This is a genomic window from Spirochaetota bacterium, from assembly GCA_025061835.1.
Taxonomy (GTDB): Bacteria; Spirochaetota; Brevinematia; order DTOW01; family DTOW01; genus SKYB106.
In genome coordinates this window covers 39,383-60,238 of sequence record JANXAC010000008.1, presented here as the reverse complement: position 1 = coordinate 60,238, position 20,856 = coordinate 39,383, and the positions used below count along the sequence as shown (strand labels likewise).

The following is a 20,856-nucleotide window of genomic DNA, read 5'->3' as shown; positions in this document are numbered from 1 at the left end:
GTGGAGATGAAAACTTTAAAGTTTCTATCTCTAATTGTAGCGTTGTTAATAATGTTAGGTTGTCCAAGAACTAGAGAGGCAGAGATACCAAGAGGAGGTATAAACATACCCTTAAATACATACTCTGGTGTTCTGGTCGCAAAGTTGAGTGCTTTTGATGAGGAGAAGAAACTATACTACTCAACATTCAGAAATGTTCCACTCAAATACCCAACAAATAGAGTATTCTTAATTAAAGATATAAGAGAATTAAGGAATGTGTATAATGAACTCAAAAACTATGTTCCACCTGCGATTAGAGAAGATAATCTATTCGTGAGAGTAGGGGAAGAGGTTGTTGGTTATGACTTTCTGAAAGATAAATCGGCAGTCCTTATTACCTTTGACCCTGGAAACTACGAAGTTAAACTAGTATCATCAAAAGCGACTGAAAAGGAAGAAAAAGTGTTAGTTGAGATTGAATATACAAGGTCTTCATCTCCAACCAAAGGGTATCCTTATCTTTTAGTCTTGTTTGACAATCCTATAAGGAAAGACATAGTAGCAGTAATTTCAGAAAAGGAATAGAAGAGGTGAAGTATGTTTAGGAGAAAGTCTGGAATCTTAATGCACGTTACTTCGCTACCGAATAGGTATGGCATAGGTTCTCTTGGTAGTGAAGCGTATGAGTTTGTAAAGTTCTTGGTTAAATCTGGTCAAAGGTTATGGCAGATATTACCATTAGGTCCTACTGGATACGGTGACTCACCTTATCAATGCTTTTCGGCATTTGCAGGCAATCCCCTACTTATTGACATTGATAGACTCGTAGAAAGAAAGCTTGTATCAAAGTCAGATATTCCAAAAGAAGAGTTCAACGATGGATTTGTTGATTATGGAAAGGTTATAAACTTCAAGTATGGTATATTTAGAAAAGCGTTTGAGAAGTTTAAGAAAGACAACTCATACTTAAAGAGTTCCTTCCAGATGTTTCAGAAAGACAATGGTTGGTGGCTTGAAGATTTCTCACTGTTTATGGCTATCAAATCACACTACGGAGGAAGACCATGGCTTGAATGGGATACAGATATTAAATTTAGAAAAACTGATGCTACAAAGTATTACAAAGACAAATTAAAAGAAGAAATAGAATTCCACAAGTTCTTACAGTTTATTTTCTTTGATGACTGGATGGAACTTAAGTCTTTTGCTAACCGCAATGGAGTTGAGATTATAGGAGATATACCTATATTTGTTGCTATGGACAGTGCCGATACTTGGAGCAATACGAATATATTCATGTTTGATGACAGACTTAATCCAATAAAAGTTGCGGGTGTTCCACCTGACTACTTCAGCGCTACTGGACAACTCTGGGGCAATCCTCTATACGATTGGGAGAAGTTGAAAGCAACAAACTATGCTTGGTGGATTGAGAGAGTTAGGATGTCTCTCAAGATATACGATTACATAAGGATAGACCATTTCAGAGGTTTTGCTGGGTACTGGGCAGTCCCTTACGGGTCTGAAACCGCAGTTAACGGTAGATGGGAGAAGGCTTATGGAGATGAACTCTTCACAGTCATAACCGAAAACCTTGGTAAAAATCTTCCTATCATAGCAGAGGACCTTGGAGTAATAACACCTGATGTTGTTGAATTGAGAGATAAGTTCGGATTTCCGGGGATGAAAGTTCTTCAGTTTGCTTTTAACAACTGGCAGGATAATGACTACCTACCTCATAACTACAATGTAAATTCCGTTGTCTATACAGGCACACACGATAACGAAACTACAGTTGGTTGGTTTAAAACCTTATCGGACGACGATAAGAATTATGTAATGAAGTATATTGGTGTAAAGAGTGATAAGGAAATCCACTGGAGTATGATAAAGCTCGCTATATCATCATCTGCTGTGTTCTCAATAATTCCGATGCAAGATGTTTTAGGACTCGGTAGCGAAGCAAGGATGAATAGACCCGGCGTCGCCTACGGCAACTGGAGTTGGAGAGTTAGAAAAGAACAAATAACAAAGAAAATATCAGAAAGACTCTACGAACTCTCAAGATTGTATAGCAGGATATAAAGTTATCTTAATTAAACCACTACAAACTAGTGAGGCTAACGAATAAAAGGTTTTAGAATTCTAATAGTGTATTAAGTTTTACAAATCTGTTTAGACTTGCAAGATTACATTCGTCAAGACATTAGATAGTTATTATATAACTACTAGGAAGTAATGGAAGTTTTGACACGAGTTTTAAAGGGCTAACACTATCTCAAATTGAATATATTGAATTCAGGTTTGTTTATTGAATGCTACTAGAATTAAGTAGTTCCGAAATATTTGAGTGTTTGTTTATTACTATACCCCATTCAAAAACTTCAATCATTCTGAAGTATCCATCCTTGCCTATTGAACCAGTCTGAACGTGATAGATATCGTTAATGTTTGTAATAGGAAAACTACGAACCAAGTTCATTTTGCTATCAAAAACTCTATTTTCGTGAGTGTGCCCTGAAAGTATGAGACTAACCTTGTTTGATTTAGTCAGATTATAGAACTCATCCCTATTGAATAGAAATATCCCTTCATCATCTTTGTTTAGGAATGGATGATGTGTGAGAATAATGTTAAACCTATTTGTTGAGGTTTCCAATGCACTCTTTAAAAAATTTATCTGACTAGCCGTAAGACCTGATGCTTCTGGTTCAGGCAGAATACCGTTGTAAGCAAAGAAGGAGAAATAGTAGTCATAACCAGTATCTATGAATATCAGTCTAACATTGCTTATATCAATGTAGTAGTTTAAAAATCTTTTGCCAACAAACCTAATGTAGTTTGGTATTTCTGTTGAGGTAGTCTTGAATAATGTTTCATACTCGTGGTTTCCGGCAACCATGTAGATTGGTATTTTATAGTCTCTATCAAAGTAAAACATTCCGTTTGAGTAATAGAAAATGTTTGTAAGTATGCGGTAGTTTTCGCAAGAGAATATTCCCTCTCCAAACTCAACTATATCGCCAGTTAGAACAACAATATCCGGTTTAAGTAAGAGGATGTTGCTTCTTATAGTTTGGATGTTCTTTAAATAGTTTCTAGAAAACAATTTAAGGTAGTCAATGTGGAGGTCCGTTAGATGTAATATCCTGACACCTTCTAGTCTGGAAGATAGAACTATCAAAAACACTAGAAGTGTCAGGAGAGTCTTAACCATTTAAAACCTTAAAACTTAACCTTTGTAGCACCTCTTTTGGAGTGATATGCTTTTAAAGAATCGCTTGCTGCATAAGCCCAGATTACATCAACTTCTCCTTTTAACTCTACATTACCTATCTTCCTTGGTATGACAAATTCAACTACCGTTTTGTTTCCCTCTCTCTTACCAGCAGAGTTAATTACTTCATTCTTCTCCGCTTTGACATGATTGTGTTTAACACCTATCGTTTGTTCTACTTCAAACTTATTCTTATCCTTGTTGAAGTATCCTATAAACATAATTGATTTATCCATCATTGGTGAGCCAAAGCCAACAGATACCCATCCTTTAGCGTTTGCTTCCATACCCACATAAGCATTTTTGTCATCATATGAAATGTAAAACTTAAAGTCCTTATCAACTGCGTATGTTGAGGAATACTCCTTATCCTGTATTACACCGTCAACTTTCACGTTCTTTGCTTGCCCAAAAGCGAATATTGAACTAGTTAGCATTATCAGTAATACTAGCACTCTCATATTTCCCTCCAAAAGTATTAGTATATACTAAAAAGTGATATTTATGTCAAGTTCAAATTCTGAAAAGGTATTGAATTTGAAATAATGAGGTAGTTTTATCTAAAATTGTAGAAAAGTTTTAGCAATGCCCCCATCGTCTAGTGGTCAGGACACGGGGCTTTCAATCCCGGAGCAGGGGTTCGATTCCCCTTGGGGGCGAAAAGAGGTTTTTTATGGGTGTTCCAAAGCATAAAAAATCACATAGGAGAGTAAGGAATAGAAGGACTAGAGTATTTTATCATACACTTCCATTTCCAGATAATGTTCTTGTTAAGTGTCCCGAATGTGGTTCTTTAAAACTTCCTCACAGGGTTTGTACTGCTTGTGGTAAGTATAAAGGGTTAGTATACATTGACTATCAGAGAAGGCTTGAGAGGAAAAGACGAAAACAGCAAGAAATGGCTAAGACAAAAGTTTAGTTATGAACATAATTGATGGTAAGTTAGTATCTTCCTTCTACAAAAATGACTTAAGGTCTAGGATCTCATCAAGTGGTTTAAAAATAACACTTGCGGTAATCCTCGTAGGTGATAACCCTGCTTCTAAGATATATGTTTCAATGAAAACAAAGGAGTGTAACGAGGTAGGAATATACACTAAAGATTTCTTCCTTCCTAGTGATACTACTGAGGATGTTGTTATTAAAATCATAAGAGAATTGAATAGGGATGATGAAATAGATGGTATTCTAGTTCAATTACCTCTACCAAAGCACATAGATGAGTATAAGGTTTTATCTTCAATATCTCCACTAAAGGATGTAGATGGTTTTCATCCAGAGAATGTTGGTAAATTGTTGATAGGAAAACCATTTGTGGAGCCTTGCACTCCGAAGGGTATAATAAGGTTGATGGATTATTACAATATACCTATTGAAGGTAAGAGAGCTGTTGTTATTGGCAGGAGTAATATTGTTGGAAAGCCTGTTTCGGTTATGCTGATGCATAGAAATGCTACAGTTACGGTGTGTCATTCTAAAACGGTAGGTTTGGAGGAAATTTCTAAACAAGCAGATATATTAATAGTTGCTGTTGGCAAACCTAGGTTTGTAAATAGTTCAATGGTAAGAGAGGGTAGTGTGGTAATAGATGTTGGTATAAATAAAATTGAGATAGACGGTAGAAGTAGTATTGTTGGTGATGTTGACTTTGACAATGTTAAGGACTTGTGTTCCTATATAACACCTGTGCCAGGTGGTGTAGGACCTATGACAAGAGCAATGCTTCTTGAGAATACCTACAATTTAGCAGTTTATAGAAGAACTTGTGGTTGTAGTGTTTAGTTTTGGGCAGAGGGGGAGTTGAACCCCCACGGGTTGCCCCACTAGATCCTAAGTCTAGCGCGTCTGCCAATTCCGCCATCTGCCCTCTTCTTGGGTCGTGCAGGACTCGAACCTGCGGCCCGCTGATTAAGAGTCAGCTGCTCTACCAAACTGAGCTAACGACCCATCATCCGCGCGCCTGGCGGGACTTGAACCCGCAGCCTTTGGATTCGAAGTCCACCGCTCTATCCTATTGAGCTACAGGCGCTAACAAACATATATTGTATATCAAAGTATCACTTTTTATCAAATTATTATTTCTGTCTTGCTGTATATTCGTTCAATACCTTCTAAGAATAACCTCATATCCTATCTCCGAGAGACATCATTTTAACATACTTTCATAAACTCATTCTTCTTCCTGCCTAATCTCTAAAAAAATACAACAATTTTTTGTGAATACTCTCCATTCCAGTTGAAAAGTAAAATTATCGTTTTTTATAATTCTGTAAAACTTATAGACTCTGGAGGTATTGAGAAGATGATAGAAGTTCCTTATCAGTTTTCAATAGCAGGAAAGAAAAACAATTACACCTTGTTGGTTAAGATAAATGGTGATACACTTGAGATAAGACAGTTGATAGTATCTTCAGATGACCACGAGGTGTTCAAGGTTGATGGTATGCACTATGTTGAGTTTAGAAGTGATATTAATAGGCTTAGGGAATATGCTATGTTTATAGTTAAGGATGCTCCCGAATATTACAAGGAAGCAAATCTTCTAGAACAGCAGGTTAGTGAGTTAATAAAGAACGCTATAAGGCATGGTAATAAGAATGACGTTAACAAGAAAGTCAAAGTATGGTATTCGTTTGATAGTAAAGTTAAAATAGTCGTTCAAGATGAAGGTGAAGGGTTTAAGGATATAGATGATTGGAATAAGTTTAATCTTGCCAGAACTATCGCTATATATAAGCAGGATTTTGAGAATATAATGAACTTTATATCCTGGAGAGGTAGAAATGAGAATGAGATGGATGGAGGTAATGCTCTGTTTGCAGCAATAGAATATTGGAATGGAGGAATATATTACAACGAGAAGGGTAATAAAGTATGTGCTATAAAATACTTCCCGGATAACCCTGAATACGAAAAATATAAATAACAGTCAACTATCTTGATAATTACGCTATGCTATTACCAATTTCCATATTATGGATACAGGTTATATCTGTAATCTTCTCTTTTATGTTAGGTCGCTATGTGTCAAAATTTGTTGAGCCAGTTCATCTTGACAATATTATCAAAGAGTCTCATAACATAAAATTACCGATATACATGACTACTGTCATAGTGTTGATATTCGGTTTTTCATTGATATTTGTGAAGGAGTTATACATACCATCCTACGAAACTATAAGGTCATTAACGATACAACTGAATGTAGGCTTAAATATATCTTATTTTCTGACGCATACATTCTCGTTTTTTATATTACCAACTGTATGGAAGTTTATATCCTATTCTGGTTATAAGTATAGATTACTGATACTTATTCTAGGATTGATGATATTTGTTGGAATCATTCACTTCATTGCTTTCGTAGGTTTTCTTTTAGTTATAGTTTTTGGCACAATATAGACTATTTAAGAGTTATTATTACTTTGTTCACACTTTGATCAATCTTGATTTTTGAGTATTTGGGGTCAGTAGCAACAGCATTTATCAAGTCATCAACGAAATCTGAGGAACCACCTTTGTAAGTTATTTCGTACTCCGAGGTATTACCAGAGATGCTTTTTCTCTTCTTGTTGCCTATTCCTGGTAGCCTATCCAATATATTTGAAAACTCTCTTTCCTCTGAAACATTTTTAAAACCTATTATCACAACATTTATTCTTATTCCTCTCTGGAAGTAGTCTTCTACTGTCTTCAGAACCTTGGGTATTTCCTGTTCAACTACTTCGGTTAAAATGTCAATCCTATTTTCAAAAGCACCTTTTTGAGACTTCTTGTTTCTTGAGAAGGTAGAGGAACCTAACCCTTTGCCAGTTGAAGCGTCGTATGCCTTTATACTACCTAGTATCGTTGTATCTGAAAATGTTGATGTTGCAAGGTTGTCTCTTGCTTCTGCATCAACCTCAATATATACATCAGCTTTAAGTTCTTGGGCTAACATCTGTGCTAGAGACATTGTTTGACCTGACTTCTCCTCATATATGTATTGGAACTTTTTGGAAAGTTCCATAGACCTCTTAAACTCAACGTAATTTAGACCATACTCGGATAGTTTGGAATTCACAATCTCTATGAATACTTTATGAAAATCATTATCTTCAATCTCTTCAATCTTATCGTTTGGGACAAAAACTAAGAAGGAAATGTCATATATAACTGAATCACTTTTTGGATTGAATTCAACGATGTTTTGCTCAACCTTCTTTGTGCTTGGCTCGCTAGTAGATAACTGCTCTTTCTTCGTTATGCTTTCAGGTGGTATGTTCTGACTAGGCTTCTCCTTAATTACTTTGTCTAGATGACTTTTAAGTAAATCAACTTTAACTTTGGTTATTCCTTTTACAACTTTCTTGCCAGATCTGTCAAGTATCGCAGTACTTGAAAACTCAGATGTTTCATTAACAATCTTTCTATCTTGTAGTATTAGCTTGTCTATCTCTGTAAAGTTATCTTTGAATTTCTTATCTCCTATCAATTCAATAGATGCCTTTCTTATACCATCAATAATAGCATTCCTGCGTGCTTCAAAATATTCATCCCCTTCACCTTCAACTTCGTAAGATTTTATACTTGCTTCTTTAGACGAGGATGAAACATAGTCTTGCGTTTTTGTTTCACTTGTTGTCTGTCTAGGTTCTGCACATCCACCTAATAGTAGTACAATTAAAGCAAAAGTAATCGTAATGAACCTAAATATCATAACAACCTCCTCTGAAAGTATTCTTGTAAAAATAACAACTCTCTTTCAAGTTATACCTTCTTTGAGTTTTCAATAAAACCTTCTTTAGAATTCTTTAACGATTATGTTGATGTCAAAGATACTAGATATAGTTGGTGCTATTGTCTATGTAGCAATACTCTTTCTAGGGATAAGGCTTGGCTTTAAGGAAAGCTTTAGAGTTTTCTTGTTTATAGCATTCATTACTGTATTCAATACTGTGATATTCAGAATTTTCAAATACTTCATAGTTCAAGATTATCTACTCGTGATAGATGTAGGTGTTGTCATTGTTTCTTCACTAGTATCATTTTTTTTGTTCTTTCAGGTTGTTAACAGAATATACGAAATGGTTGGAGAGATAGATATACCGATAGTCAGTAAAATGGTTGGTTTCTTGTTATTCGCAGTGAATGGGGTGTTCATTATTGGGTATTTCGTGATATTCACCGATATATATCCACAACTACACTATATTCTTGAAACATCAAGTTTTTTGAGAATAATGTCAAACATAGTTAAGTTTATAATTGGTATAAGAATACTATGATGTCACTTTTGGGTTTGGATAATTCGTTTTCATTAAGAGGAGGATTGATATGAAGAGTATAGTCATTTTAATTACTCTCGTGTTTGTTTGCTTATTCGGTTATGGTGCGTTCTCTCAAGATATAACTGTTTATCTGTTTCCAAGTTTTTACTTCTTTGCGGATGCGGTAGGAGTAGGTTTTGGGCTTGGGAGCATGATTGAGATTGGTAATTCAAAATTCTCACCATCAGATACAATAGCAATCTCTCCCGAAATATCGTTCCTTTTCTCTCAAGCTCAGGTCAATAGTTTCTCTTTCTTCGCTATAAAGTTCATACCTACTTATAATGCTCTTATATACTCATTTGAGAAGAACAATAACCTTTTCCTGAAATTCGGTATAGGGACTGGTATATCTTTCAATAATGCTTCAGTAAGCACATTGTCGCTATCAAGTATATCTCTTGTTTTTGAGCCTGTTCTAGGCTTTATTTACAATTTCTATAACAACTTCTGGGCAGGTGTTGATATAAAATATACTATATCAAGTGATGTAAATAACAGAATAACCTCTATGGTATCACCTAGTATATCTGTTCCAATAGCCATGAGATTTTGATCCTAAAATCTAAACGTTAGAACTCCGAATAGCCTCTGTCTCAAGTTTTGACTAAATATAATAATACCTCCGAATTCAAGTATTTCGTAATTAACTCCGAGTTCAAAAGCGAGTGTAATTCCATCACTATTGGAAAGTTTTATGTCAATGTTTTCTTTAAAAACATCCCTAAATGTAGTTGAGTAAAAAATAAAGGTTTCACTATTATTAAGTGGAATGTATGTGGTAGTATTGAACTTTGTTGTCTTACTTTTGATGTGGAATGATAATTCTATGCTTTCCATACTAAAATTGCTGTTGATTGATACCAGTGGTTTAGTATAAAAACTTAATTCGTTGATACTTATGTATGGATACAAGGATAAGAATATCTTCTTTTGGTTTATGTCGTTATACGCTTCAACATCTAGAAAAGAGAACTTGTATATTTTATACGCTCCAAAGATGTGAAATTCACTCTCAAATCCTCTCTCTTTACTCTTCATATCTTCACTATCAATTATAACCTTGTTTATGTATGAGAATTTAAGATTTTCATCATTCAGTCTTGATGAGAATATTAATCCTTTTCTGACATACCTTCTTGAGAAGAAAGATGAAGAGAATGGAGAATAAAACTCATCCGTTGAGATTCTGCTTTCAAGTGAGAACTCAAACTTACGGTAATACCATTCAAGAAGACTAGCAAATGCTAGATTAATCTTGTCTGAAACTACTGAACTTATCTCAACATTCCCAACAAGTCCAAGGCCTAGTAGGTTTCTAGCCCTGTAGTTAGCAGATACGAAAAAATTACTCCAACTACCTACGAGTAAATATACATCCTCAACACCAATAACACCTCCAAGTATGTAGTTAGAAAACTCTTGTGAGAATAGAATAAAAGGTGATAAACTAATCCAAGACTTTAATGTAAAGCAAACTCCTTTCATAATATCCTGTATTCCATCAAAGTTTCTATCCAACCTATCGTAATTGAAGGGAAGAATGCTATTGGTTTGGAGTGGATATAAATATGCAAACTTCGTTAGATAGTTGTATCTTGTATCACCGAAGACAAGACCTCTTCCAAAACTTATCCAAACATCTCCTAGTGTTAGTGATACATTGGAATTGACTACGTTTAAAGAAAAGATAAGTTCGTTCCTGCTGTTTAAAATTCCTTTAAGATAGAAATAGTCAGATGTCTGACTTATGTATGCGAAGTCAAACTTATCATCATACCTTATGGAGAATGTGTTGGTTGAGAATGATGAAGGTATGAAAGAGAAGGTTATTAAGACTACTAACACTATTTGTCTAGACTTCACAGTCCATACCAGTTGTCTAGGTCTGAAAATGAGACTGTTCCATTACCATCTTCGGTTATAACAACAAACTTATATGAAAATACATCTCCACCAGATGATATGTTGTTATCGCCAGTCATATCAATTTTGACAACTATTATGTAAGTACCTCTTACATAATTTCTATAGGATGTCCAAGTAGAGTATCCTCTTTCCAATCTTCCACTACTCGTCTCAAGCAATACATTGTTTTGGTCGTTGAGCGAGAATGTGAAGTTGTTTGTATTGTTTTGACTCAAGTTTGAGTTGCTATAAATATTTATTTCGTAATAGTTATTACCACTTCCTTTGGTAATTTGGACGGTTATTCGTGTAGCTGAAATTTCAATACATGAGTATATAATCAGAATCGTAGTAAGTGTTAGTAATATAAATACTATCTTTTTCATAGAACCAATCCAGTTTTATATTCATTAATAATATAATTAGTTTTCAACATTATTCAACTAAGTTTGACAAATTCCAATTTCTATTGAGTAGGTAAAATTCTAGACTTTATTGCGAACTTTAGGCTTTGTTGAATAAGTTTGGATCTGTTGTCACTTTTTGTTTGTAAGTTTCGTTTGTATTTTAGCAGGAGGATAAACCTATGAAGAGTAGAATAGTTATAATTCTGGTGTTGATCTTTATTTCAGTATTTTCTTATGTAGGGTGTCAGAAACTACCTACTATAGTTGAAAATCTACTAGGAGGACAACAAACTTCACAGCCTTCAGAGAGATCCGATGATAGACCCCCTTCAGTTCAAATTATAAATCCAAGGGATTATCAAGCAGTTAGTCAAACTTTTTCACTATTTGGTTTTGTTGTTGATGATAAGAGTATAGACAGCGTTATTATATTAACATCTTCTGGTAGTGTAACCATAGATGCTAGTGAGTTTGAGATAACTAGAAATCCTCAGGGTTTTGTATATGCTTCATTTTCAAAGGTTTTGTTATTTACATCTGGAGGGACTAACCAGGTAAGGGTTTTTGCTAAAGATAGTAGTGGTAAAGTTAGTTCAACTAATACTTTAAATGTTATAGTTGATACGCAGAATCCGACATTAAGTATTTTAGGTTTTGAAAGTGCATCTGATAGAATAGTTAGCACTAATTTCCAATTGAGTATTCTTGCTTCTGATGATACTACTGTGGATGGTATATTCATCGCTATAAACACCAATGTTTATACCAAAATATCAGATACAAGAAATCTAGTCACCAATCTAATTTTTGCTAATAACACTACTAACACCATAAGAGTCTACTCTAAAGACGTAGTAGGTAAAATAAGTGAGATTAGAGAAATTACGTTAATAGTTGATATTAATATACCGGTTATAAGCATATCTGAACCACAGAATGGTATTTGGATAAGTTCTAGTAACTTGGTTATAAGGGGAACTGCTAGTGTTTCTTCCTCTGCTTCAATAGGTAAGATATTTGTTAACATAGACAATACATCTTGGGAAGAAATACCAACGCCATCCTCTTCTTGGATGTTTCAGAGAGTAGTTAATATTCAGAGTAGTAATGTAGTTATAAGGGCGAAGGTTAGAGATAATATCAATAGAGAAGGGGAGGCTTCAATAGTGGTTGGTATTGACTATACTAAACCTACTGTCTCAATAACAGGTCCTGCTAACACCTCAACAATAACTCAAACAACGATTGTTGTTAATGGAACTGCTAGTGATAATGTAAGTGGTATTAGCGTAGTTCAAGTAAAAGTCAATAATGGAAATTATGAGGATGCTATAGGTAAGGATACTTGGAGTAAGCAAGTTGGTTTAACCAACGGGACTAACACTATATTCGCAAAGGCTATAGATAATGCGGGCAATTTCAATGAAGTCAATGTAATAGTTATCGTTCAGGGGTCTGGCGGAGGCAGTGGAGGTGGCTCCGGTGGCGGTTCTGGTGGAGGCGGAGGTGGCTCCGGTGGTGGTTCTGGCGGTGGGGGTGGAGGAATATCGTTTCCCGGTGATGGTCCTGAAGACCCAAGAGATTGGCGAGTCTATTTTGTTATGACTGATAGGTTTGTTGATGGATTTTCCGGTAATAACAATATTTATGGTGATGAGTATAGAGCTCCTAATAATGATAGTTCGGATGCTTTGAGGTATTATAACGGTGGTGATTTCAGGGGACTTATAAATAACCTTGATTACTTAAAGAATATGGGCTTCAATGCTATTTGGATTACTCCTGTTGTAAAGCAACCACCAGGAAGATATGTCAACAGTGGTCAAACCTACGACGCAGCTGGTTATCATGGATACTGGGGATATGATTTTGATAGTATTGATCCACATTTAGAATCTCCGGGTGCAACATTTGATGACCTAATAAGAGAAGCACACAATAGAGGTATAAAAATAATACTTGACATTGTTCCTAACCACGCTCATGGTGGTGATGCGCATCCAAGTGTTAAGTGGTTTAATGATAGGCTGAAGGTTAAGTTTGATGGACAGTGGTGGGAGTATAATCCAACTACAGACCCATATAAAAATAATCCTAATGTAGAAGGTATATGGGAGAATAATCCAGGTTTCTTTAATTATAGAGGTGATTACAAACTTCTTGATCTGCTTGACTTCAATGAGTGTGATCCAAGAACGCGACAACACATTTTCAATGTTTATAAGAAGTTTATTGACAGGGGAGTTGATGGGTTTAGGCTTGATACAGTTGCGTATATGAGAAAGCAGTTCTGGGGACTCTTTGCTGATGTTATGTGGGAGTATGCCGCGACGACTAAAAACAAGCCTTGGTTCTGGATTGTAGGTGAAGCATGGGTTGCTACAAGGCAAGAGGCATTGAGTTATTCAAAGTTTTCATCAAGAGGTGTTCTGTCGTTGCTTGACCTACACGGCTCTTGTATGGATTTTCCAGGTCAAGCAAAAGGAATATTTGCTGGTAGCACTGGTTTTGAACAGATGGCTAACATTATGGCTAGTGATTACAGTGGAGGTATTGACCCAACATTCCTGGGAACATTCGTTGATAACCACGATAAGCCAAGATTTCCCGGAGGATATGCGGATAACAATTCTATGGTTAGAATGTGGAGAAATGCCCTTAACTGGTACTATTTAGCGAGAGGTATTCCTATTGTTTATTATGGAACAGAGTTTGAGGGAACTGGGGATAATATAAATGATTACGGCGATGGTGAGCCAAAAAATAGAAAGTTTGTTGGTCAGGATAGGATAAATAGGTTACTATCAAACCCAAATAACTATCCTATATATAGACATCTAAGAATGTTAAATAGGTTAAGAGAGGCGGAAATATCTCTGAGGAGAGGATCTCAAGTAAATATTCATTTACAAGGAAATCTCGCAGTATTCAAAAGAGAGTATGTTAGTTCAGTATCTTATGTTGTTATAAACAAAGGGGATGGTAATGCGAACTACAACCTATCTCTTCCAAATGGTAATTATAGACTTTTAACGCCATCAGGTGACTCAATTTCAACTAATAACATAACAGTTAGCTCTGGTAGTTATAATGTTAATGTTTCGGGTAATAGTTTTGTAGTATTAGTCTATAGTTATCCAGACCCTGCTAATAGTGTATCAATATCTGGCACATACTCAACGAATATGAATAGAGTTATAGGAAATCTATGGAGAGGAACTATAAATGTTACATCAACTGGTAATGTGAATGTTTATTTCAACGCGGTCTATTCAACTACGAAAACTTATGGTGATAACAACGAAGTTGGAACATTCTTACCAGTTAGTGGAGATGCTGTTGAAACTTCAACTGATCCTATAACATTTGAAGCACCTGTTACGGGTCCTTACCAGATAGAGTTTAATGATGCTACACTTGCTTATACCATAAAATATGTTGGTAGCGTGCCAATAACTACGATAGTATTAAGATCCTTTGTCGGAGGAGCAAACTTTGTTGGAGTTTGTGGTAGTTATTCTCCACCCACGAGTGCTAATGATACTAACAACATAGTTCCAGGTATGACTTGGTGGGATAGTGGTCCTGCTACTGTAATGACATACAAAGGTACTGATAGTAGCGGTAGAAATATATGGGTTTGGACTTCTACTTCGGTTCCTAGCGGTAGAAATATTGAGTTTAAGTTCAGAAGGAATGGTGTAGATTGGACACCAGGTGCTAATTACAGAGTTGTAGGAGGTCAATCAGTAGATATAACTTATGACTGGGGCTTAACATCTAGTCAAGGCTCTCCTAACTTAAATGATACAACTCCACCGACTGTTAGTGTGTCATATCCAGCAAGCAATCAGATGATAATGAACCAGACTAACATAACAATTTACGGTAGTGCCTCGGATGATAGGAGTGGCGTAAAAGAAGTGTTTATATCTATAAATGGATCTCCTTTTGTCTTGGCTTCAGGAACAACAACTTGGAACTATACAACTAATCTTTCAATAAATACGACTAATCTGTTAAGGGTATTCGCAAGAGATGTTTCAAACAATACAAGTTCTACTAATGCTATACCATTTACAATTACAAATATTCCATCCACCGGAATAACAGTCAAGTATTTTAACAACAGTTGGAGTAGTGTGAATATCCATCACAATATCAGTGGTAGTTGGACTACTTCTCCGGGTGAATCAATGACTAGTGAAGGAAATGGTTGGTGGAGTAGAAATATAAACGGAACTTCTGAAACTTTTGATTTTGTCTTCAACAATGGCTCTCAATGGGACAACAACTTGAATAGAGATTATATCTCAAAAATATCTTATGGTAATCTGATACATGTAAGCAACAGAATAGTTAATGTTGGAGCTTTATACACAGGCAACGCCCCTGTTAGTGTTAGAGTTAGATACTACAGACCTGACTGGACTACAGTCAAGATACACTACAATAATGGTAGTACTTGGACTACTGCTCCAGGTGAGGATATGGTAAATGAAGGAGGTGGTTGGTGGAGTAAGACCATAAGTGTCGTTGGTAATAACTACGCTGTAGCCTTTAATAATGGAAGTGGAACTTGGGATAACAACGGAGGACAGGACTACAAAGCAAATATTGCATTCACTAATATAATTATAAGGGGTAAAAAGTAGAATTGAGGTATTATATAACTGGGGAGTTGCTAAAAGTTTGACAATACGCAACTCTCCTGGTTAATTTTAGTTTAGAAAATTTTTCAGATTTTATATTCTTTTGTCTTGTGTGAATTAGTAGAAACTTTAGAACCCTAAAGAGACTATCAAAAGATGGTAAATTTGCGAGTTTCTTTAAGTTTTGGTTATGTATGTTATTTGAGTTATTGATTTTTAACCATAACTTTTTTAAATTATTATCAAGAAAGCATTTTAGTTGTTTTAAGCCGAATTTTTGTGATTTTATTTATAATTTTTGGTATCCGAAGTTATAAAATATTACTAGCTATTTAGGAGATGATATGAGTAGGACAACTAGAGACTATTATGAAATACTCGGTGTTCCTAGAAATGCTACCAAAGAAGAGATAAAGAGTGCGTATAGAAAACTAGCATTAAAATACCATCCTGATAGAAATCCGGGGAATAAAGAAGCGGAAGAGAAGTTTAAAGAGATAAACGAGGCTTATGAAGTTTTGAGTGATGATGAGAAGAGAAAGATTTATGATATGTATGGTATAGATGGTATCAAGGGGGCTACTGGTTATAGAAACGCAGGTGCAGGTGCTGGACCAGGATACAGATGGACTGATTTTGGAGGCTTTGGGGGAGGGTTTGGTGTTGAGGATATATTTGAGGATATATTTGATACCTTTTTTGGAACTAGGAGGACAAGGACTTCGTATTCAACCAGAGAGAGTGCTCCTAGGAAAGGGGAAGACATCTATGTTGAATTTGAGGTATCACTTGAGGAGATATTCTTTGGTTCTACTAAGTCTGTTACAATTGAAAAAAGAGAGACATGTTCTGCGTGTGGTGGGATTGGGACAAAGAACGGTAGAAAACCTGATGTATGCCCAACTTGTAAGGGGAGTGGAACTGTAACTGTGAGAGAAGGTTTCTTTTCATTAACAACTACTTGTCCTACATGTAAGGGAACTGGTAAGATAATAAAGGAATACTGTTCTGTTTGTGGTGGAACTGGTGCTGTAAACAAGAAAAAGACGATAGAGTTTAAGATACCTAAAGGTATAGAAGATGGTATGATGGTAAGAGTAAAGGGTGAGGGAAACGCTGGAAAGAATGGAGGTGCACCTGGAGACTTGTATATCGTCATTAAACAAAAGCAACACTACTTCTACACTAGAGAGGGGCTTGATCTCAAATGTGAAGTTTCTATACCTTTTACAAAAGCAATATTAGGTGGTGATGTTGAGATACCATTCCTTGATGGTAAATCAATAAAAGTCAGGATTCCTGAGGGAACTCAACCAAACGATGTTCTTAGGATCAGGGGCTCTGGTCTTGAGGATGACAAAGGTAGAAGAGGTGATATTTACTGTAAGGTCAATATAAGATTACCAAAAGTGTTGAATACTAGACAGCGTTTCTTAGTAGAACAACTTGCTAGAGAGATTTCCGAATCATCCTAGATATGCCTTCTTAACTTCTTCTGATGTTTTTAAAGTATCTCTATCTCCACTCAACACTATCCTACCAGTCTCAATAACATATCCCCTATCCCCTATCTCTAGTGCTTTGTTTGCATTCTGCTCTATAAGCAGGAGGGACATATTTTTCTTTAGGTCGAGAAGAACCTTGAATATTAGGTTTATAGCCTTCACCGCAAGTCCCATTGAGGGTTCATCAAGGATCATAACCTTAGGTCTTGACATAAGTGCTCTTGAGATAGCCAACATCTGTTGCTCTCCTCCACTCAAAGTTCCTGCTTTCTGCTCTCGCCTTTCGTAAAGAATCGGAAAGAGTGAGAAAACATATTCAATGTCCTCTTTCTTGGCTTTTACATCTTTTACTAGGAACGCACCCATCTCAAGGTTTTCTAGAACAGTTAGTTTTGGAAATATCTTTCTACCTTCTGGAACTTGGGCAAGTCCAAGCTTAACTCTTTCATGAATAGGATAGTTTGATATATCCTTCCCCAGAAAGTAGATACTACCCTTTTTCAAACTCACAAGACCCATTATGGTGTTGGCTAGTGTAGTTTTACCAGCACCGTTCGCTCCAAGAATACAAACAATCTCATCCTTGCGAACTTCTATTGAAACTCCTTTTAAAACTTCTATTTTTCCATACCCGGATACTATATTATCTACTCTCAAAAGTTCCATAAGAGTATTATAAATACTTTGCTTTGTGAAAAAGAACTTGCTTAAAGTTATGAAGCTACTATCCAACAAACATTCAAAAAAGAGATAATGTTTAATCAAAGTTTAGAAATTACTTATTCCTAATGGAAATTGAAGTTTATTGGTTCGGAACGCTAGTGGTTATTTTTCTTAAATTCTATGCTTAGACTTATAACATTATCAAAGGCTAGTATAGTGAATAGTTTTAAACTGGTAATTTCTAGAACCTTAACTCACCACTTACATATATGGATATCTTTCTCGTATTTTCAGGAAATATTCGTAAAACATTGAGTAGTATTTGATCATCTACACAGAAGTTTACTTCAAAGTCGTTGAAGTTTGGTATCCTTATGAAGAATGTAACACCTGCAGTAAGATGGAATTGTGAGTAGGATCTAGAGATTATCTCTAGTTGAGTTTTTGAGAAACCTAACATTATTCTGTATCCGGAAATATCGTCGTAGTATATAAAGCCAATTTTAGGTAAAAGATAATCCAACAAATTGTCTCTGGATGTGAATATTTCGTAATTATCCGCTCTTGCGCTCATTAAATTTAAGAAAACTAGATCAAGGCTTGTTGAGACTATGAGGCTATTAACGATTGAAAACGATATACCTGTTGAGACTACTGGCGGGAAAGTTTGTTGTATTAATCCGTAGTAAGGGTTTTGGTAAGATGTTGAGAATGGAGACTTTAGAACTATAGAAGCCCTGAAATCATCAAGTTTTACTTTCAAGCCTCCAACAGCCATAAAGGAGAAAGTTGGAATATTTTCGCTTATGCCAAAAACTGGTCCAACGGCACCGCCAAGCAAGAGAAAAGAATTAACTTTTCTAGACAAACCAAACAGAAACGGTTTGTAAAATGTTTCAGGTGTATCTATGTCGTAAATGTATGTTGTGTATAGTATTGACAATCTTGTCAAGTCATCAATTCTGATGCTAATACCTATGTTAGCAGGATCAAATACAAACCTTTTTCTATAGAGTTCAATTATGTTTCCAACATTCACAGATGAGGTTGCTTCGTAATAAAGCGAGATATAACTGTTTTCAAGTGAAATGTTAGCAGGATTTACAATTGTTAGTGTAGGGTCTTTGAAGAGGTTAGCACCTGTTCTACCGACCGCTATGTTCTTCGCACCTTGACTCAAGAACTCAAACTGTATAGCATCGCAGGTGGAAACTATATAAAATACAAGCAGTAATAGTATCGCCTGTTTAGAAAAAAAACTTTCCATGACTAGATAATAGATTACTAAAATACTTTACTCAAAAGCAAGTTCTAACTAGACTATTTAGGGATTATCTTAATTCTCACTATTAAGTACTCATGAGCTGGTGTTCTTTCTCTTCCTTTCGTTTGAGAATTTTTGAACTTTATTATAAAATCATTGTGTGATTTCTTACCAGGATACGCTATTATTTCAGTTCCATCTTAGGTCGTATAGATGGTGGGATCAAGAGAATGTTTAGTAGCCTTCCTTATCTCATGAGACGGTTTAATATAGTAATAAACCGCTTTGATAAGCAATAAGGTCTCACTTTAATACCTCCATAACTAAGACATATCTATGTGTTATTCTCAAGTTTTCACATTTGTCTTTATTGGAGTAAGAGTCTGTGGAGTTATCCAGTATTATGATCTCTTTTATTTTGAGTTCTTCTAGGCTGTTTAGAACCTTTATGGGAATGTTCTCAATGTATCCTTCAATTCTTTGGTCCTTTACATCAATTGCTATGATGCTTTTGTTTTCAAGTCTATCCGTTTCTTGTTTTAACACAGAAGTAAGACAATTGACAATTTCTCTGAATTCTTGTCTGGTTATTTCTGAGGTTATGTCAAGTTTTATAATTGCCAGACTATTGCCTTTACCAGCAATATTTCTTTTTACAATTATTTTAGGTCTCTTGTATAACACTTGAGTCTCAGAATAGTTCTTTCCATCAGAGTATCTCTTCAAGAGATTTACTTTTTTATTCTCTTCTAACTTTTCCCTAAATTGCCAAAATGTTGTTATTTCAAGTTGTTTATTTATATCTGCTGACACCAGTTGTTCTGCATGTATGTTGTTTTCGTAAACTTCTGTAACTATATTTTCTGTTATCTTTGTAGATGCTTCTTTCGTAGGTTCGTTTGGTTTTTCAAATATTGCTAGATATTCGTGTGAGAGTAGTAAGAAATTATGCTGAATACTTTTTTGAATCCATACGGGTGTTGTTTTACAGTTATGTTGCCTTTTTATAACGAGTTCCTTAAGTTTGAAACCAGTGTTTAGGTATATTTGTATTAGTTTGAAACCAAGAGGTATTACATACTTTTTTCTGCGAATATCTCCTATAAGTATTGCACACTTCTTACCTGTCTTAAGGACTCTATAGTTTTCCTTTGCAACCTTCTCAATCTCCTTAAGAAAATCATCAACATCAAGTGTTGAGAGATCATTTTTGTTGTCAACAGTATATTGTATTGCGTTTGCGTAAGGAGGATGAGAACATATAAGGTCAATGGAATTATCATCAATGAACGAAAGATTTCTTGCGTCACCTACAACAATTTCTGGCTCGTATTCATGATCTTTTTGGTTAATTAGTTCTAACTGATTTGTATGTGGTTTAAAACTCAAATTTTGTCTCGCAAGTTCAGTTGCCTTTTGGTTGATATCTACACCTATTGCTCTTCTGCCTAGAAGTTTTGCTTCAACTAATGTAGTTCCAGAACCGCAAAAACAATCTAAAACGATATCACCAGGTTCTGAATACTTGAGTATCACATTTCTAGGTATGTATGGAGACCAATTACCTCTATATCTTCCATTATGGGTTGCCCAATTCCCTCTGTTCTTGAAACTCCACACAGTGGTAGTTTCTTCTCGGAATTCTTTTGGATGTAGAGTTTTGATGCTAATGTTATCCTTAAAGTTGCTAATATTAAGCCCTTTGGACTTCACAATAGCTTTTTCAATAAACTTTAATGACACATTATACTTTTCACCTATTTTTTCATCAGAAATACCTTTCTGTTTGTCTTCAAGGATGTATTTTTCTATGCGTTTCACGCCTCGCTAAATACTAAATGTATTATAAACAATATCAATGTTTTAGTTTAAACTTGACCTAGTTAAAG

At 35.4% G+C, this 20,856-nt stretch carries 18 protein-coding genes and 4 tRNA genes; 11 read left to right on the top strand and 11 right to left on the bottom strand.

Features of this window, described 5'->3' with window-relative positions; genetic code table 11:
* The first annotated feature begins 6 nt into the window (after positions 1–6).
* Positions 7–567 carry a hypothetical protein gene (locus NZ579_04665; GenBank protein MCS7299238.1) on the top strand — a complete coding sequence of 187 codons (561 nt, stop codon included), beginning with the start codon at positions 7–9 and terminating at the stop codon, positions 565–567.
* A gap of 12 nt (positions 568–579) precedes the next feature.
* Positions 580–2,067 carry a 4-alpha-glucanotransferase gene (gene malQ / locus NZ579_04660; protein ID MCS7299237.1) on the top strand — a complete coding sequence of 496 codons (1,488 nt, stop codon included), beginning with the start codon at positions 580–582 and terminating at the stop codon, positions 2,065–2,067.
* 223 nt (positions 2,068–2,290) lie between these two features.
* Here the strand turns inward: malQ and NZ579_04655 are convergent, their stop codons facing one another.
* Entirely contained in the window at positions 2,291–3,199 is a 909-nt protein-coding gene (locus NZ579_04655; GenBank protein ID MCS7299236.1) for a metallophosphoesterase, read from the bottom strand.
* Between the two features lie 8 nt (positions 3,200–3,207).
* A complete protein-coding gene (locus NZ579_04650; protein MCS7299235.1) occupies positions 3,208–3,720 on the bottom strand; it encodes a DOMON domain-containing protein in 513 nt (170 codons plus the stop codon).
* Between the two features lie 126 nt (positions 3,721–3,846).
* Here NZ579_04650 and NZ579_04645 point away from each other — a divergent pair.
* The 3 genes from NZ579_04645 (at position 3,847) to folD (ending at position 5,041) form a co-directional block, all read left to right on the top strand.
* Positions 3,847–3,918 (top strand) — tRNA-Glu (locus tag NZ579_04645).
* A 14-nt stretch (positions 3,919–3,932) separates the two neighbouring features.
* Positions 3,933–4,178 carry a 50S ribosomal protein L32 gene (gene rpmF / locus NZ579_04640; GenBank protein MCS7299234.1) on the top strand — a complete coding sequence of 82 codons (246 nt, stop codon included), beginning with the start codon at positions 3,933–3,935 and terminating at the stop codon, positions 4,176–4,178.
* 2 nt (positions 4,179–4,180) lie between these two features.
* Positions 4,181–5,041 carry a bifunctional methylenetetrahydrofolate dehydrogenase/methenyltetrahydrofolate cyclohydrolase FolD gene (gene folD / locus NZ579_04635; protein MCS7299233.1) on the top strand — a complete coding sequence of 287 codons (861 nt, stop codon included), beginning with the start codon at positions 4,181–4,183 and terminating at the stop codon, positions 5,039–5,041.
* A gap of 3 nt (positions 5,042–5,044) precedes the next feature.
* Here folD and NZ579_04630 read toward each other — a convergent pair.
* The 3 genes from NZ579_04630 to NZ579_04620 all read right to left on the bottom strand — a co-directional run bounded on the left by NZ579_04630 (position 5,045) and on the right by NZ579_04620 (position 5,288).
* Positions 5,045–5,126, bottom strand: a tRNA-Leu gene (locus NZ579_04630).
* Positions 5,127–5,132: 6 nt separating this feature from the next.
* Positions 5,133–5,206, bottom strand: a tRNA-Lys gene (locus tag NZ579_04625).
* Between the two features lie 8 nt (positions 5,207–5,214).
* Positions 5,215–5,288 (bottom strand) — tRNA-Arg (locus NZ579_04620).
* 273 nt (positions 5,289–5,561) lie between these two features.
* Here NZ579_04620 and NZ579_04615 point away from each other — a divergent pair.
* Entirely contained in the window at positions 5,562–6,185 is a 624-nt protein-coding gene (locus NZ579_04615; GenBank protein MCS7299232.1) for an ATP-binding protein, read from the top strand.
* A 26-nt stretch (positions 6,186–6,211) separates the two neighbouring features.
* The gene (locus NZ579_04610) at positions 6,212–6,661 is read left to right on the top strand and encodes a hypothetical protein (protein ID MCS7299231.1); all 450 of its coding nucleotides are present in this window, start codon (positions 6,212–6,214) and stop codon (positions 6,659–6,661) included.
* Between the two features lies 1 nt (position 6,662).
* On the opposite strand, the gene NZ579_04605 is transcribed toward NZ579_04610, so the two are convergent.
* The gene (locus NZ579_04605) at positions 6,663–7,958 is read right to left on the bottom strand and encodes a DUF6175 family protein (protein MCS7299230.1); all 1,296 of its coding nucleotides are present in this window, start codon (positions 7,956–7,958) and stop codon (positions 6,663–6,665) included.
* A 103-nt stretch (positions 7,959–8,061) separates the two neighbouring features.
* Between NZ579_04605 and NZ579_04600 the strand changes: the two genes are divergently transcribed.
* Entirely contained in the window at positions 8,062–8,526 is a 465-nt protein-coding gene (locus NZ579_04600) for a hypothetical protein (protein ID MCS7299229.1), read from the top strand.
* 49 nt (positions 8,527–8,575) lie between these two features.
* Positions 8,576–9,124, top strand: a complete 549-nt coding sequence (locus tag NZ579_04595; protein ID MCS7299228.1) for a hypothetical protein — start codon at positions 8,576–8,578, stop codon at positions 9,122–9,124.
* A gap of 2 nt (positions 9,125–9,126) precedes the next feature.
* On the opposite strand, the gene NZ579_04590 is transcribed toward NZ579_04595, so the two are convergent.
* Together NZ579_04590 and NZ579_04585 are read right to left on the bottom strand one after the other, a co-directional pair.
* Entirely contained in the window at positions 9,127–10,434 is a 1,308-nt protein-coding gene (locus tag NZ579_04590; GenBank protein ID MCS7299227.1) for a hypothetical protein, read from the bottom strand.
* Entirely contained in the window at positions 10,431–10,862 is a 432-nt protein-coding gene (locus NZ579_04585; protein MCS7299226.1) for a hypothetical protein, read from the bottom strand. Before NZ579_04585 ends, NZ579_04590 begins: the two co-directional genes overlap by 4 nt.
* A 200-nt stretch (positions 10,863–11,062) precedes the next feature.
* On the opposite strand from NZ579_04585, the gene NZ579_04580 reads away from it, so the two are divergent.
* Both NZ579_04580 and dnaJ read left to right on the top strand, forming a co-directional pair.
* Positions 11,063–15,538, top strand: a complete 4,476-nt coding sequence (locus NZ579_04580; GenBank protein MCS7299225.1) for an alpha-amylase family glycosyl hydrolase — start codon at positions 11,063–11,065, stop codon at positions 15,536–15,538.
* Between the two features lie 341 nt (positions 15,539–15,879).
* The gene (dnaJ, locus tag NZ579_04575; GenBank protein MCS7299224.1) at positions 15,880–17,010 is read left to right on the top strand and encodes a molecular chaperone DnaJ; all 1,131 of its coding nucleotides are present in this window, start codon (positions 15,880–15,882) and stop codon (positions 17,008–17,010) included.
* Here dnaJ and NZ579_04570 read toward each other — a convergent pair.
* The 3 genes from NZ579_04570 to NZ579_04560 all read right to left on the bottom strand — a co-directional run bounded on the left by NZ579_04570 (position 17,002) and on the right by NZ579_04560 (position 20,788).
* The gene (locus NZ579_04570; protein MCS7299223.1) at positions 17,002–17,706 is read right to left on the bottom strand and encodes an ABC transporter ATP-binding protein; all 705 of its coding nucleotides are present in this window, start codon (positions 17,704–17,706) and stop codon (positions 17,002–17,004) included. The two genes, dnaJ and NZ579_04570, sit on opposite strands and share 9 nt — an antisense overlap.
* Positions 17,707–17,944: 238 nt before the next feature.
* Positions 17,945–18,970, bottom strand: coding sequence for a hypothetical protein (locus NZ579_04565; GenBank protein MCS7299222.1), 1,026 nt, complete (start codon positions 18,968–18,970; stop codon positions 17,945–17,947).
* Positions 18,971–19,270: 300 nt separating this feature from the next.
* Complete coding sequence (locus tag NZ579_04560; protein MCS7299221.1) at positions 19,271–20,788, bottom strand: DNA methyltransferase; 1,518 nt, start codon at positions 20,786–20,788, stop codon at positions 19,271–19,273.
* Positions 20,789–20,856: the final 68 nt, after the last annotated feature.